13 protein-coding genes are annotated in these 14087 nt (G+C 68.7%); 7 read left to right on the plus strand and 6 right to left on the minus strand.

What is annotated here, in order from left to right; translation table 11 throughout:
• Nucleotides 1-381 precede the first annotated feature (381 nt).
• Nucleotides 382-897 carry a hypothetical protein gene (locus ACQEV1_RS39795; protein ID WP_433401619.1) on the minus strand — a complete coding sequence of 172 codons (516 nt, stop codon included), beginning with the start codon at nucleotides 895-897 and terminating at the stop codon, nucleotides 382-384.
• Between the two features lie 296 nt (nucleotides 898-1193).
• Nucleotides 1194-1760: a TetR/AcrR family transcriptional regulator gene (locus tag ACQEV1_RS39800; RefSeq protein ID WP_433401621.1), complete on the minus strand. Its 567-nt coding sequence runs from the start codon at nucleotides 1758-1760 to the stop codon at nucleotides 1194-1196.
• A 108-nt stretch (nucleotides 1761-1868) separates the two neighbouring features.
• On the opposite strand from ACQEV1_RS39800, the gene ACQEV1_RS39805 reads away from it, so the two are divergent.
• The 3 genes from ACQEV1_RS39805 to ACQEV1_RS39815 all read left to right on the plus strand — a co-directional run bounded on the left by ACQEV1_RS39805 (nucleotide 1869) and on the right by ACQEV1_RS39815 (nucleotide 7194).
• Complete coding sequence (locus ACQEV1_RS39805; RefSeq protein WP_433401623.1) at nucleotides 1869-2255, plus strand: nuclear transport factor 2 family protein; 387 nt, start codon at nucleotides 1869-1871, stop codon at nucleotides 2253-2255.
• Nucleotides 2256-2328: 73 nt separating this feature from the next.
• Nucleotides 2329-3372 carry a S66 family peptidase gene (locus ACQEV1_RS39810; RefSeq protein ID WP_433401625.1) on the plus strand — a complete coding sequence of 348 codons (1044 nt, stop codon included), beginning with the start codon at nucleotides 2329-2331 and terminating at the stop codon, nucleotides 3370-3372.
• Between the two features lie 186 nt (nucleotides 3373-3558).
• Nucleotides 3559-7194 (plus strand): DUF6531 domain-containing protein, encoded by a 3636-nt coding sequence (locus ACQEV1_RS39815; protein ID WP_433401627.1) that lies wholly within the window; start codon nucleotides 3559-3561, stop codon nucleotides 7192-7194.
• Between the two features lie 10 nt (nucleotides 7195-7204).
• Here the strand turns inward: ACQEV1_RS39815 and ACQEV1_RS39820 are convergent, their stop codons facing one another.
• The 4 genes from ACQEV1_RS39820 to ACQEV1_RS39835 all read right to left on the minus strand — a co-directional run bounded on the left by ACQEV1_RS39820 (nucleotide 7205) and on the right by ACQEV1_RS39835 (nucleotide 10155).
• Nucleotides 7205-8416 (minus strand): pyridoxal phosphate-dependent aminotransferase, encoded by a 1212-nt coding sequence (locus tag ACQEV1_RS39820; protein WP_285627911.1) that lies wholly within the window; start codon nucleotides 8414-8416, stop codon nucleotides 7205-7207.
• 104 nt (nucleotides 8417-8520) lie between these two features.
• A complete protein-coding gene (locus tag ACQEV1_RS39825) occupies nucleotides 8521-9174 on the minus strand; it encodes a 4a-hydroxytetrahydrobiopterin dehydratase (RefSeq protein WP_433401630.1) in 654 nt (217 codons plus the stop codon).
• Entirely contained in the window at nucleotides 9167-9343 is a 177-nt protein-coding gene (locus ACQEV1_RS39830) for a DUF397 domain-containing protein (RefSeq protein ID WP_433401632.1), read from the minus strand. The genes ACQEV1_RS39825 and ACQEV1_RS39830 overlap by 8 nt, the downstream gene beginning before the upstream one ends.
• Nucleotides 9340-10155 carry a helix-turn-helix domain-containing protein gene (locus ACQEV1_RS39835; RefSeq protein ID WP_285627905.1) on the minus strand — a complete coding sequence of 272 codons (816 nt, stop codon included), beginning with the start codon at nucleotides 10153-10155 and terminating at the stop codon, nucleotides 9340-9342. The genes ACQEV1_RS39830 and ACQEV1_RS39835 overlap by 4 nt, the downstream gene beginning before the upstream one ends.
• Before the next feature lie 413 nt (nucleotides 10156-10568).
• Between ACQEV1_RS39835 and ACQEV1_RS39840 the strand changes: the two genes are divergently transcribed.
• From ACQEV1_RS39840 to ACQEV1_RS39855, 4 genes are all read left to right on the plus strand, one after another.
• On the plus strand, nucleotides 10569-11303 hold the full coding sequence (locus ACQEV1_RS39840; protein WP_433401634.1) for a dienelactone hydrolase family protein: 735 nt from the start codon (nucleotides 10569-10571) through the stop codon (nucleotides 11301-11303).
• A gap of 101 nt (nucleotides 11304-11404) precedes the next feature.
• The gene (locus tag ACQEV1_RS39845; protein ID WP_285627901.1) at nucleotides 11405-12055 is read left to right on the plus strand and encodes a TetR/AcrR family transcriptional regulator; all 651 of its coding nucleotides are present in this window, start codon (nucleotides 11405-11407) and stop codon (nucleotides 12053-12055) included.
• Nucleotides 12056-12057: 2 nt separating this feature from the next.
• Nucleotides 12058-13065, plus strand: a complete 1008-nt coding sequence (locus ACQEV1_RS39850) for an AurF N-oxygenase family protein (RefSeq protein ID WP_285627899.1) — start codon at nucleotides 12058-12060, stop codon at nucleotides 13063-13065.
• Nucleotides 13062-13895, plus strand: coding sequence for an SDR family NAD(P)-dependent oxidoreductase (locus tag ACQEV1_RS39855; protein ID WP_433401637.1), 834 nt, complete (start codon nucleotides 13062-13064; stop codon nucleotides 13893-13895). The genes ACQEV1_RS39850 and ACQEV1_RS39855 overlap by 4 nt, the downstream gene beginning before the upstream one ends.
• The last annotated feature ends 192 nt before the right edge of the window (nucleotides 13896-14087 follow it).

Below are 14087 nucleotides of genomic sequence, written 5' to 3' on the forward strand. Positions count from 1 at the left end.
CGATCAGGAGTCCACGCGAGGGGCGAGACGAGCGGAGACCGGGCCGACGAGGGCGCCGAACGCGAGGGTGCCCTCGTCCGGGCCCACTCGATGGGAGGTCGATGCCGGGGCACGGCGAGATGAGCGCGTGGTGGGTGCGGTCTTCCCGGCTCGGCGCAGGTCGGGAGGTCCGCACCGGCGGGCACGCGTTCCTCGCGCGCTCAATCCGGCGACGGGGTCCTGCGCGTCGTCCGCCGTCGCGGTGAACGGCTTCACCGGGAGCACCGCGCCGGGGAGCAGAGGAGGGCGACACAGCGACACGAATCGTACGGGTGAGGCCATTCCGGCGCGGCCTGGATCACGATGTCCGCACCGGGCGGAAAAATCATCGCCGAACGGCGGTCAGTCGGCGGTCGCGTTGTGCACCGCGCCCACGGCCATGTAGCCGACCAAGCCCAGCGCGCCGATTTCGGCTGCGAGCCAACTCGGCTTGACGTATCCATACTTAATCGGATACTTCATGCCTTTCCACAGGTTACGCGCGCCATACGCCTGCGCCCCCGCCTCGTGAAGATAAACATACAGTCCGGATTTATTATTCAATACGAAATGAGCGTAACCCAGCACCGGCGAACGAGGAGTCAACACCGAGTGGAACAGCTCATGCCGCACGGTCTCATGCAGCTCTCTCGGATCAACCTTCATATCCCCGGAGATGAACACGTTCCCGGTGGCCATGGAGGTCATCCCGGCCACGCCCTCGTCCTTGCCCTTGAAGCCTTCCCTCATGAAGGCGATCTTGCGTCCGCGAGGACCGGAGAACACATGATCCGCATCACGCATCAACGCTTCTTCATCCAGTCCGGGAAAGCGAAAGAGCCGCTCGACGGCTTCGAAGACTCCTGATTTCCCGGACATCGCGGGCGATCTTACACGCGCCGCCTATTTGTGACACGCCAATCCGGCCATCGCGCCCCGCGAACACTCCAACAGCCGACCGGGCGACCTCTCAGAAGTCGGCGCCGAGCAGGCCGGCCGCCAATCCCGCACCCAGCCCCCGACGGACCCGCGCCACCCACGAAAGCCCACGCCCAGCAAGCCCACCACCGAACCCCACGCCCAGACCCCAACGGACCGCGCCACCCACGAAAGCCCACGCCCAGCAAGCCCACCACCAAACCCCACGCCCAGACCCCAACGGACCGGTTGGCCTCTCACGTGTCGGCGTCGAGGAGGGCGGCGGCCAGGCCCCGCGCGTAGGTCTCGTCGGTTTCGGGGAGGGAGAAGACCACGCGGAAGTAAATGGGGGCGACGATCCGGTCGAGTACCCGTTCCAGCGACGGTGGCGTCTCGCCCCGCTCGCGGGCCGCGTCGAGGATCGTCTCGAAGCGGGTGCTGACGCGCTGCAGGCATTCGCGCAGGCCGGCTCGGCGTTCGTCGACGTCGGGCGCCACCTCGGCGCGGAAGAACGCGACTCCGCCCGGGCGGGACAGGTCCGCCAGCGTCCACGCCGCGTGGTTCGCCAGATCGTCGTGCAGGTCTCCGGTGGGTTCGGGGGCGGTGTCGGCCCGCTGGGCGGCGATGTCGGCCAGGAGCGCGGGCAGCGTGCCCCAGCGCCGGTAGATCGTGCTCGGGTTGACCCCGGCGCGCTCGGCCACCGCGGGGACGGTCACCTGGTCGGCGCCGCGCTCGGCGACCAGGTCGGCCGCGGCCCGGTGCACGACCGCACGCACGCGCGCGCTGCGGCCGCCCGGCCGCCTCGCTCGGGGATCGGCACTCACGTCGGCCATGCTAACGCACACACCTTTGCTTTAGCGGTCCCCGCCTTGTAGCCTGCCGTTAAAGCACACAACTTTGCTTTAAGCTCTCAGACTCACGAGGAGACACCTGTGACCAGCCACGACACCGCCTACGCCCTCGGCAAGCAGTTCCACGCCGCCCTCACCGCGGGTGACTGGGAGGCGATCCGGTCGTTGCTGCACCCCGACGCCACGTGGACCCTGCCGGGTGACAACACCGTGTCCGGCACCGTCGTCGGCGCCGACGCGGTCGTACGGCACGCGAAAAAGATCGCCGGCTACGGTCTCGACTTCCAGCTCCTGCACGTCCTGGTCAGCCGCGAGAACGTGGCGCTGTCCCTGCACAACACCGCCCGCCGCGACGACGCGGTGCTGGATGAGCACCTGTCCACGGTCTGCCGCCTGCGCGACGGAAGGATCGCCGACATCGAGACCTACCTGTCCGATGTTCCCGGCATGAACGCCTTCTTCGTATGACCCGACGCGCTTCCCCCTGAAGACTCGGGAAAAGGCTTTGATTCGAGCCACGGCCGATGCCGACACTGGCCTCATGACCGAACCGATCTACCCGCCCAAGCCGCGGCCCGGCGACAGGGTGGCGATCGTGTCGCCGTCGGCCGGTCTGCCGGAGCTCTTTCCGCTGCCGTACGAGCTGGGGCTGCGGCGGCTGCGGGAGGACTTCCGGCTCGCGCCGGTCGAGTATCCGGCCACCCGGCGGATGGGGGCCTCGCCGGCAGAGCGGGCGGCCGACCTGCACGCGGCCTTCGGCGACCCGGACATCAAGGCCGTCATCGCCAGCATCGGCGGCGACGACCAGATCACCGTCCTGCCGCACCTCGACGCCGGCCTGATCAGGGCGAACCCCAAGCCGTTCTTCGGCTACAGCGACAACACGAACCTGCTGACCTACATCGCCGATCTCGGCATCGTCGCGTACCACGGCGGTTCCGTCATGGCGGAGTTCGGACGGCCCGGCGCGATGCACTCGCTGACGACGGTCTCGCTCCAGGCGGCGCTGTTCACGTCCGGCGAGTACGAGCTGCGCGAGAGCACGGTGTACGGCGACGTCCAGCGCGACTGGGCGGATCCCACGACGTTCGCGTCCCCGCCGATGATGCAGGCCTGCGACGGCTGGCGCTGGCACAACGCCGACCAGGTCGTCGAGGGGCCGGCCTGGGGCGGCAGCCTGGAGATCCTGTCCTGGCTGCTGATGGCCGACCGCCTGATCGGGCCGCCCGAGGCGTACGACGGCCGGGTTCTGCTGATCGAGACGAGCGAGGAACTCCCGTCCGCGACCGAGGTGTACCGGATCCTGCGCAACATGGGCGAGCGCGGCATGCTCGGCCGGTTCGCCGGTGTCCTCGTCGGGCGCGCCAAGGCATGGTCGTTCGAACGTCCGAACACCCCCGACGAGAAGGCCGCGTACGCCAAGGAGCAGCGCGAGGCGATCCTGCGCGCGCTGGCCGCGTACAACCCCGAGGCGCTCGTCGTCTTCGACGTCGACTTCGGGCACACCGATCCCCAGGTCGTCATCCCGGTCGGCGGCTGGGTGCGGGTGGACGGCCACGCCCACCGGATCACCGTGCGCTACTGAACGGACCCTCTGCGTCGAGGCCGCCATTGTCGAAGGAGCGATGAGCAGGATAAAATCCGGCTCCCGTCACATTCCATTTCGGCAGAAAGCCGATGAGTCGGGCGGTGTTTCGTCCGCAATCGTCCACGGTGACGGGATTCTGGCCAATGCTCGTTGTCATTCTCAGATCGGGTCGGTGACCGAGACTTGAGTGCTGGATCCGGTGTCGTCGCGGCCGGTGCACGGCTGGGCCTGTTCGGAGGACTGGCGCGCCTTTTCAAAGGCCCGGTCTCACGGCTGGCAGCCGATGACACAAAGGGCGGGACACGGCTGACTCGGGCGCTCCGCGCCGGCCGGGGCGGTGCGGGAAAGGCACGGACCTACGCGTCCCGCGTCCTCACCAAGGATCCCATCGACGTCGCCAGCGGAGAGGTGATCCTGCGGCAGATCGATGTGGAACTGGCCGGCGCGCTGCCTCTGGTACTCGAGCGGACGTACCTGTCCTCCTCGCGCATTGACGGCCTGTTCGGAGTGGCATGGGCGTCAACGCTCGACCAGCGGCTGGAGATCGACGCCGACGGCGTGTGCTTCGCGTCCGCCGACGGGATGGTGCTGACCTACCCTCCGCCGGCGGAGGGAACGCGGGTCCTGCCCGACTCGGGTCCACGATGGCCGTTGCGCAAGACGGGTGACGGTGCCTACACGATCACCGATCCGCCGACCGGCCGGGAATGGCATTTCAGCGGCCGGACGGGGACGGTACTTCCCCTGACCTCGATCGCCGATCGGAACGGGCACCGCATCGAACTCGTCCACGACGACGACGGTCTGCTGTCCGAGGTACGGCATTCAGGCGGATACCGGATCGCGGTCGCCATGGACGGCGGTCGGGTCGCCGCGCTACGGCTGGTCACGGGGCACGCGGACGGGCCCCTGCTGGTCCGCTATCGCTATGACGACGCCGGCCGTCTCAGCGAGGTGATCAACTCCTCGGGCGCTCCCCTGCGCTTCGCCTACGACGACGCGGGACGCCTCGCCGGCTGGGTGGACCGCAACGGCTTCTGGTACCGCTACGCCTACGACGAGCGAGGGCGAGCCGTCCGGGCCGAGGGCTCGGACGGACTGCTGAACGTCACCCTCGGCTACGCCGAGGACGGCTCGGCCACGACCGTGACGGACTCGCTCGGCCACCCGACGACGTTCCATTTCAACGAGTCACGTCAGGTCGTCGCGGAGGTCGATCCGCTCGGCCGCCGTACGGTGTCCGAATGGGACGATCAGGACCGCCTGGTGGCCCGTACGGACCCGCTGGGACGCACCACGAGGTACGCCTACGACGACCGGGGCAACCTGACCTCGATCATCGGACCGGGCGAACGACGGCTTTCCGCCCGGTATGACGAGTTCGGCCGTCCCGTCGAGTGCGTCGAGGCGAACGGGGCGGTCTGGCGGCAGGAATTCGACGACCGGGGCAACGTGAGCGCCATCATCGACCCCCAGGACGCCGTCACCCGCTGTTCGTACGACGATCGCGGTCATGTGACGGCGATCACGGACGCTCTCGGCCGCACCACGCGAGTGACCCTCGATGCCGCCGGACTCGCCGTGGCGGCCACCGATCCCGGCGGCGCGACGACGCGGATACGCCGGGACGCCTTCGGCCGCGTGACCGCGATCGAGGACGCGACCGGCGGCGTGACGCGGTTCGGCTGGACCCTCGAGGGCAGACCGGCATGGCGCACACTGCCCGGCGGCGCGACGGAACGCTGGCAGTACGACGCCGAGGGCAACTGCGTCGAGTACCGCGACGCCGAAGGCCACCTCACCCGCACCGCGTACGGCCCGTTCGACCAGCCGGTCGCCCGCATCGGGCCGGACGGCGCCCGCCTGGAGTTCGCCTACGACACCGAACTCCGGCTCGTCGCGGTCACGAACCCCATCGGCCTGGTCTGGCGCTATGAGTACAACGGCTCCGGTGACCTGGTGCGCGAGACCGACTTCAACGGACGCACCGTCTCGTACGCCCACGATGGCGCCGGCCGGGTCACCACCCGGGTCAACGGCGCCGGGCAGGCCACCCACTACACGCACGATGTGTTCGACAACGTGGTCGAGCAGCGCAGCGGGGACACCGTCGCCACCTTCACCTACGATCCCGCCGGCCGGCTCATCCGGGCCGTCAACCCCGACGCGGACGTGCGGTTCGACCGCGACCGCCTCGGCCGGGTCATCGGCGAGACCTGCAACGGACGCACGCTGACCAGCGTCTATGACCTGATGGGACGCCGGGTCCGCCGCCGCACCCCGTACGGCGCCGAGGCGGTCTGGCGATACGACGGCGGCGGCCGGCCCACCGTCCTGCGGACGGCGGGCCAGACGATCGGTTTCGCCCACGACGCGGCGGGCCGGGAGGTCGAACGCCGGATCGGCGGCAACGCCGTGTTCGCCCAGTGGTGGAACGCCGACGGCCGGTTGGGTTCCCAGACTCTCTGGAGGACCGGCGGCGACCGGCCGTCGCAGCATCGCGTCTACCGTTACCGGGCGGACGGCGCGCTCGTCGGCGTCGCCGACCGGCTCGCCGGGCCGGCGAGTTTCGATCTGGACGTCGCTGGCCGGGTGACGGCCGTTCACGGGGACGGCCGGCGCGAGCGCTATGCCTACGACCCGGCCGGGAACATCACCGGGGCCGACACCGGCACCGACCATGACGCGGCGGGTCCGCGGGAGCACGTCGGCGTCCGCGTCCGGCGTGCCGGGCGGACTCACTACTCCTACGACGAGCAGGGACGTGTGGTGGTCCGGCGGCAGGTCACGCCGTCGGGTAAGTCGCTGACCTGGGAGTACGTCTGGGACGCCGACGACCGCCTGACCGCCGTCACCACCCCGGGCGGGAGGCGGTGGCGGTACCGCTACGACGCGCTCGGCCGGCGTGTCGCCAAACAGCTCCTCACCCGCGACGGCCGCGCCGTCGAGGAACAGACCGACTTCGTGTGGGACGGCGCCGTCCTCGCCGAACAGGTCCAGAGCGGGCACGTCACCACCTGGGACTACGAGCCGGAGACCTTCCGCCCGCTGACCCAGACCGAAGGCGTCCTGACCGACGGCGTGGAGCGGATCGACCAGCGGTTCCATGCGATCGTCACCGACCTGATCGGCACGCCCACCGAGTTCGTCACCGGCGACGGCGCCGTCGCCGGGCGGCTCCGGACCACGCTGTGGGGCGCTCCCGTCGCCGGGGGCACCGTCGACTGCCCGCTCCGCTTTCCCGGGCAGTACCACGACGCGGAGACCGGTCTCCACTACAACTTCCAGCGCTATTACGACCCGGCCGGAGGCCGCTACCAGAGTCCGGACCCGCTCGGCCTCGCCCCCGCGCCCGATCCGTACGCCTACGCCGTCAACCCCACGCTGCGGATCGACCCCCTCGGACTGGCGCCCTGCGAGCCCGAACGTCACTTCGCCCTCGGGCTCAAGCACCAGATGTTCACGGGAAGACCACTGCTGGAACCGTTCTCCGAGAAAGTCGGCGCTCACAACTTCTTCAACAAGCCGGCCGACTGGTGGCACGGCAGCAATGAAGAGACCGTTCTCCACCTCTTGAAGGACCCCAAGACGAAGGTGTCGTTCAATATGACCGGCGTGGACGACCCTTATGAGGCGTTCCTACGGGTGGAGAAGAACCGGGGGAACATCGGCAACGGCGCGGGGTTCACGGACTGGGAGCTCTACCAGATCAGCAAGCATCCGGAGACCTGGTCCAAGATCACTTTTTACAACGAGGGCAAGGTCGTCGGGAATCCCTTCGAATGGAAGGGCGGGGAGCTCACGCACCCCTTCGGCTGACGTGCCCGCCTCACGCGCGGCGGGTGGCCAGGAACTCCCCCAGCCGGCCGATCGCCTCCTCCAGGTCGTCGGCGTGCTGCAGAGTGACGATGCGCAGGTGGTCGGGGGTGGGCCAGTTGAAGCCGGTGCCCTGGACGACGAGGATCTGCTGGCTCTCCAGCAGGTCGAGGACGAAGCGTTCGTCGTCCTCGATCGGATAGATGGTCGAGTCGAGCCGAGGGAAGACGTAGAGGGCGCCGGCCGGCTTCACGCAGCTCACGCCGGGGATCTCGTTGAGCAGGCGGACGGCGCGGTCGCGTTGTTCGCGCAGGCGCCCGCCGGGCAGGACCAGGTCGTTGATGCTCTGGTAGCCGCCGAGGGCCGCCTGGATCGCGTGCTGGCCCGGGACGTTCGGGCACAGGCGCATGTTGGCCAGCATGTTCAGGCCCTCGATGTAGGACTCGGCGTGCTCCTTGGGGCCGGAGACCACCATCCAGCCGGAGCGGAAGCCGCAGACCCGGTACGCCTTGGACAGCCCGGAGAAGGTCAGCGACGGCAGGTCGGGCGCGAGCGGCGCGATCGAGAAGTGCTTCGCGTCGTCGAACAGGATGCGGTCGTAGATCTCGTCGGCGAGGATCAGCAGCCCTTCGCGGCGCGCGAGTTCGGCGATGCCTTCGAGCAGCTCTTTGGAGTAGACGGCGCCGGTCGGGTTGTTCGGGTTGATGATCACGATGGCCTTGGTGGCCGGGGTGATCTTCGCCTCGATGTCGGCGAGGTCGGGCATCCAGCCGTTGTTCTCGTCGCAGAGGTAATGGACGGGCGTACCGCCGCCGAGCGACACCGCGGCCGTCCAGAGCGGGTAGTCCGGTGCCGGGATGAGCACCTGGTCGCCGTTGTTGAGCAGCGCCTGCATCGCCATCACGATCAGCTCGGACACGCCGTTGCCGAGGTAGACGTCCTCGACGTCGAGGCCCGCGAACCCCTGCTGCTCGTAGTGCTGCACCACGGCGCGCCGGGCGGGCAGGATGCCCTTCGAGTCGCTGTAGCCGTGGGCCACCGGCAGGTTGCGGATGACGTCCTGGAGGATCTCGTCCGGAGCCTCGAACCCGAACGGAGCCGGGTTCCCGATGTGCAGCTTGAGGATCTGGTGCCCCTCGGCCTCCATCTGCATGGCGCGCTTGAGCACCGGCCCACGGATGTCGTAGAGGACGTTGGCGAGCTTGTCCGACTGGCTGACCTGCATGGCGACAACCCTAACGGGCCCGTCGGGCGACGGGCATCAGGTTATCGACACCGCGCCGCCCCGCCGTTCCGGAGCCGTACGGCCCGGCTTCCGGTACGTCCGGGTCAGTCGCGGTCCTGCGAGGTGCACAGGCAGACCCGGTTGCCCTCGGAGTCGGCGAGGACCCAGAAGCGCGGCGCCTCCTCATCGCTGACCAGCGTGCCGCCGGCGGCGAGCGCGGCGTCGATGCGCGGCTGAACCTGGGCGAGATCGACCCAGATGTCCGGGTGCCAGCGCTGGCGGGGTTCCTCGCCACCGGACGCCTGGAACCAGACGGTCGGCAGGGCGTCGGCCGGGTCGTGCAGCTCGTCGCCGAACTCGGGCTCGGACCGATGCTCCATCGCCAGCACCGCCGCCCAGAATGGGAGGACCTTCTCGCGTGCCGGGGTGTCGAGGGCGAGTTCGAGCCGCGAGACGTTCGCGGAGTCCAGCCGCGCGCCCGCGCCGGCCGCGATCGAGGAGATCGTGCGGGCGAGCCGGACGTCGCGGTCGGTGACCCCGTGCTCGTCGTGACTGGTCAGACGGACGTCGACGTGGGGATAGCGCAGGTCGAGGTCGGGGTGGTGGTTCATCTCCTCGGCCGCCGCGCCGATGGCGTTGACGACCGCGAGCCCGGCCGCGAAGTCACCGGTGTGGATGCGGGTCTGCAGGCCACCGAGCAGGTAGGCCCATCCGCGCAGCTCCTCGTCGGCGATCTGGCCCTCGGTGAGCCTAGCCATCCGAAGCCTGCCGCAGGTCGTCGACCCGCGCGCCGGACGCCCCGGAGGTCGGGGAGGACACGCCCTCGTCGCGGCGGAGCCGGGTCGCGCCGGAAACCCGCGCCACCTCGACGCAGGCCTGGTCACTGATGCCGCCGCTGCGGGAACTCTTACGCCATTGGGGGATCACGTGTATCTCTCCAGATACTGCTCGATGATGGCGCGTGAGCCATCCTCGGATGCGGCTTTCGCGCCGATACGATCGAATTTTACTGCGAACTCCTTGACCTCGCCGGTCCCCTCGATCAGGCGGCCACCGTTCTGGGCTCCGGAATAGGCCACGTCCCGCCCCTCCAAGCTGATGACCTGGAACGGACCGTCGATGCCGAGGTGAGGCCCAGATGAGGTGGGAACGATCCGCACGCTCACGTAAGGCAGGCGGGAAAGGTGGAGCAGGTGCTCCAGCTGCTCCTTCATGACCTTCGCGCCGCCCACGGGAAGTGCCAGGACGCTCTCGTCCATCAGCGCCCAGAGGTATGGCGGATCCTCCCGGCCGAAGATGCCCCCCTTACGAGCGATCCGTTCGGCCACCGCCGTGTCGAAGTTTCTCGGATCATTCTTCTCCAGCAGCGCGCGGATGTAGTCGTCGGTCTGCAGCGGGCCGGGAATCGCCTGGCCGTGGTAGATCTTGATTGCCAGGGCCTTGGCTTCGTAGTGGCTGTACTGGCGGAACCAGTCCGGGTCGTGGGCGGTGCGCGCGTACCAGAGCAGGAGCTGGAAGAGAAAACCGGATTCCCACGTTTGGTCGAGGGTCCGGGCCTGCCGGTCGTCGATTTTCCGGCGGCCGGCCTCGATGTTGGAGACGGTCGATGGGGCGGCGCTGATGATTTTCCCCATCTGGTTGAGCGAGAGACCGCGTCGCTGGCGCTCGTACCGTAGCTGCCAGGCCAGGAAGTGCCAAAGAGAGAACTTCGGGTTCACAAGATCTTTGCCGACCACCATGGCAGCCCCCATCGTTATCAATCGCTTCCAGCGCGACCGAATCTAGCCCGAAAGATTCGTTCTCGACGGAGAAATCAACAGCTTCGAACGTCTTCCTTATTGCGCGCGATCCGGCCATTACGAATAACGCGATTTGTCCCCAGGGCTTCGCGCCCCGCCGGGCGGCGTTGAACCGGTATCGATGAGTGTCGGCGCCAGGTCAGGTCGATGAGGACTCCGGTGGGCTACGCTGTACGGCGATGATTACCGGGACGGCATCGCGCCACACACGGATTGGCGACCCGGTGCCCTCCTGAGCGCCGCACGGGCCGGTGCGGGCCCGCCGTTCGATCGAGGATCTCGCGCAGTCGCGCGGGCCCCGCCTCCGTCGTGTTGATCACAGGCTCGACACATCAACCACGACAGGAGAGGTCATGCCCACCAAGACTGTGCGGATTCCCACCAACGACGGCCAGGCCGACGCCTTCGCCGCCTTCCCCGACGGTGGCGGCCGGCGCCCAGGGGTGTTGATGTACGCGGACGGCTTCGGCATCCGGCCCGTACTGCGGGAGATGGCCCGCGAACTGGCCGGGCACGGGTACTACGTACTCGTCCCCAACTTCTTCTACCGGCACGGCCCGGCACCGGTGATCGAACTTCCCGAACACATCGGAGAAGAGGCCCGGCCCGCGATCTTCGCCCAGCTGATGCCCTTGATCGAGGCGCACACCACCGAACGGATCCTGAGCGACGCCGACGCCTACCTCAGGTTCCTCACCACCCAGCCCGAGGTCGGCGCCGGACCGGTCGCGGTGACCGGCTACTGCATAGGCGGCCTCCTGGCGGTACGCACCGCCGCAGCCCACCCCGGCCAGGTGGCCGCCGTCGCCGGATTCCACGGCCCCGTGGGCGCCGTCGGGCCCGACGGCCTCTCCACGCTCACCGCCCAGGTCCACTTCGGCCACGCCGAAACCGACATCACGCCCGAGGCCCTCGGCGAGCTGAACCAGGCCCTGGATGCCGCAAGCATCGACTACACCTCCGAGATCTATCCCGGCACGGTCCACGGCTTCACCATGGCCGACACCGACGCCTTCAACCCTTCCGGGCTCCAGCGCCACTGGGACCGCCTGCTCCCCCTCCTCGACCGCGCCCTGGCCAACGGCTGAGGCTCGGGGGCCTGTGGATCTTGGACTCCGCGTCCAATTGTGACCCGGGCAACATACAAGCAGGCTTGATTGCATGTTTTGTCGCGCCTACCGTCGAAGGCGTGTCAGTCAGCAGTCGCCGTCGCCACGGCCACCACCGGCACGCGGCCTCCCGTACGCAGGAGGAGCGGCGAGCCGAGACCCAGGGACGCCTGCTCGACGCCACCATGGAGTGTCTCGCCGAGCTCGGCTGGTCCGGTACGTCGACCACCGAGGTCGCCCGGCGCGCGGGTGTGTCGCGCGGAGCGCAGCAGCACCACTACCCCACCAAGATGCTGCTCGTCGCCGCCGCCCTCGAACATCTCCTCGAACGGCAGCGCCTCGCGTACGAGCGTGCGTTCGCCGACCTGCCCGACGACCGCCGCAACGTCGAAGGGGCGCTCGACCTGCTCTGGGACACCTTCCGGCAGGCGCCCTCGCTCGCGCTCATGGAACTCGCCATGGCCGCGCGGACCGACGAGACCCTGCGGGGGCTCAGCCTCGACATCAACGAGCGCGTGGTGCAGGTGATCCTGGAGACGTTCCACCGGCTGTTCCCCACGTCGCTGGACCCCGAGGCGGCGAGCACGGTGATCCGCACCCTGTTCGCCACGCTGATCGGCCTGACGCTGCAGAACTCCCTGGACGACGACGCCCACGGACACCAGGCGGCCGTACTGACACAGCTCAAGAGCTTCGCCCGTCTGCTCATTCCGGCCGAAACAGGGGAGTGATCATGCCCAACCCGACGAGCACGACGCTGGACGAGGAAGTCCGCGAGAAGGTCGCGGACCGCAAGGCCTACGTCGGCGTCATCCAGCGGCTGTCGAAGGCCTCCGTGGACAAGCACTGGGAGGCGTACGCCGACATCCCCTGGGACGACCCCGACTTCAAGGTCGACCCGAACGACCCCCGCTGGATCCTCCCGCCGATCGACCGGCTCGGCGCCACGGAGTGGTACCGCAGCCAGCCGGAGCACGTCCAGGCGCAGATCGGGCTGTGGCGCGTCGCGACGATGATGAAGATCGGCCTGCAGTTCGAGAACCTGCTGAAGCGCGGCCTGCTCGCCTACGCGTACAAGCTGCCGAACGGCTCCCCCGAGTTCCGGTACGTCCTGCACGAGACGACCGAGGAATGCCATCACGCGATGATGTTCCAGGAGTTCGTCAACCGTACGGAGATGCCGATCAAGGGCATGCCCCGGAGCCTCGACATCATCGCGCAGGTCGCGCCGCACATCCCCCGGATCTCCACCGAGCTGTTCTTCGTGTTCGTGCTCGGCGGCGAGGATCCGATCGACTACTTCCAGCGGCAGACGATCAAGGGCGGCCAGGTCAAGCACCCGCTCCAGGAGAAGATCCTGCGCATCCACATCGCGGAGGAGGCGCGGCACATCTCCTTCGCCCGGCACTACCTCAAGCACCGGGTGCCGCGCATCAACCCGGTACGGCGGAAGGCGCTCAGCGTGCTGTCCCCGCTGATCCTCGGCCTGATGGCGCGCATCATGCTCGCGCCGCCCGGCACGATGGTCCGCCACTTCAACATCCCCAAGGACGTCATCCGCGAGGCGTACAGCAAGAACGACGCCTGGAACGGCGAGATGAAGAACTGCGTCGCCAAGGTCCGCGATCTCGCCGCCGAGATCGGCATGGTCGACGGCTTCAGCCGCCGGCTCTGGCAGGCCGTCGGCCTCTGGGACGAGCCGCAGAAGAAGGCGCAGAAGACCGGGAAGGCGGCCAAGTGACCCGCATCGCCGTCATCACCGGTGGCGCCTCCGGCATCGGCCGTGCCATCGCGACCGGTCTCGTCCTGCGCGGCGACAGCGTCGTCGTCGCCGACCTCGACAAGGAACGCGCGGAGAGCGTCGCCGCCCGCCTGTCCGAGCGGGGCACGGCCGAGGCCGCCGCGCTCGACGTCACCGACGCCGAGCAGGTCGCCGCGCTGTACCGGGACGTCGCCGAACGGCACGGCCGGCTCGACCTGGTCTTCAACAACGCCGGCATCGCGGTCGGCGGCCGTACCGACGAGCTCACCCTCGACCACTGGAACAAGACCCTCGATGTGAACCTGCGCGGCGTCATCCACGGGGTGCACGCGGCGTACCCGATCCTGCTGAAGCAAGGACACGGGCACATCGTGAACACCGCCTCGCTCGCGGGCCTGGTGCCGGCGCCGCTGATGCTGCCGTACACCACGACCAAGCACGCGGTGGTCGGCCTGAGCCTCGCCCTCCGCGCCGAGGCGGCGCCGAGGGGCGTACGGGTGAGCGTGGTGTGCCCCGGCTTCGTGGACACCCCCCTGCTCGACAACGCCAACCCTGACCTGCCGGCCACTGAGGCGGGAACCCATGCCCGAGAGGCGGCACTGAAGGTGCAACGACGCCTCTACACCCCCGAGGCGCTGGCCCGCGACGTGCTGCGCGGCGTGGAGAAGAACCAGGCCATGATCGTCGCCCCGGCCTCGGCCCGCGCGGCCTGGCGCGGCGTACGCCTGTCCCCGGAGGGCGCCGTACGGATCGCGGGCCGCAGCCTCGGTCGCCTCGGTTCGACGGTCACCGACAAGCCGAACGGCTGAAGGAAGGTCTTTTCGTACCCGGTTCACGCCGCCGCGCCCCCGGGGCCGTGGCGGCGTGAACCGTTTCTCCTCTGCCGTCAATCGATATGACGGAAAAATGACCCGGCCGTTCCGTGCGGAAGCTCACACCGAGATGTCCACTTCTGGCCCTAAGTTCCCGATTTTTGCATCTTTTTCATAACGACTATTGCT

The sequence above is a fragment of the Actinoallomurus sp. CA-142502 genome, assembly GCF_050936355.1.
In the GTDB taxonomy this organism is placed as follows: domain Bacteria; phylum Actinomycetota; class Actinomycetes; order Streptosporangiales; family Streptosporangiaceae; genus Actinoallomurus; species Actinoallomurus iriomotensis.

Coding starts and splice junctions, on each gene's coding strand:
- ACQEV1_RS39810 (WP_433401625.1), top strand. CDS start 2,329: ATGACCGAACCGATCTACCCGCCCAAGCCGCGGCCCGGCGACAGGGTG.
- ACQEV1_RS39795 (WP_433401619.1), bottom strand. CDS start 897: ATGTCCGGGAAATCAGGAGTCTTCGAAGCCGTCGAGCGGCTCTTTCGC.
- ACQEV1_RS39820 (WP_285627911.1), bottom strand. CDS start 8,416: ATGCAGGTCAGCCAGTCGGACAAGCTCGCCAACGTCCTCTACGACATC.
- ACQEV1_RS39840 (WP_433401634.1), top strand. CDS start 10,569: ATGCCCACCAAGACTGTGCGGATTCCCACCAACGACGGCCAGGCCGAC.
- ACQEV1_RS39850 (WP_285627899.1), top strand. CDS start 12,058: ATGCCCAACCCGACGAGCACGACGCTGGACGAGGAAGTCCGCGAGAAG.
- ACQEV1_RS39835 (WP_285627905.1), bottom strand. CDS start 10,155: ATGGTGGTCGGCAAAGATCTTGTGAACCCGAAGTTCTCTCTTTGGCAC.
- ACQEV1_RS39825 (WP_433401630.1), bottom strand. CDS start 9,174: ATGGCTAGGCTCACCGAGGGCCAGATCGCCGACGAGGAGCTGCGCGGA.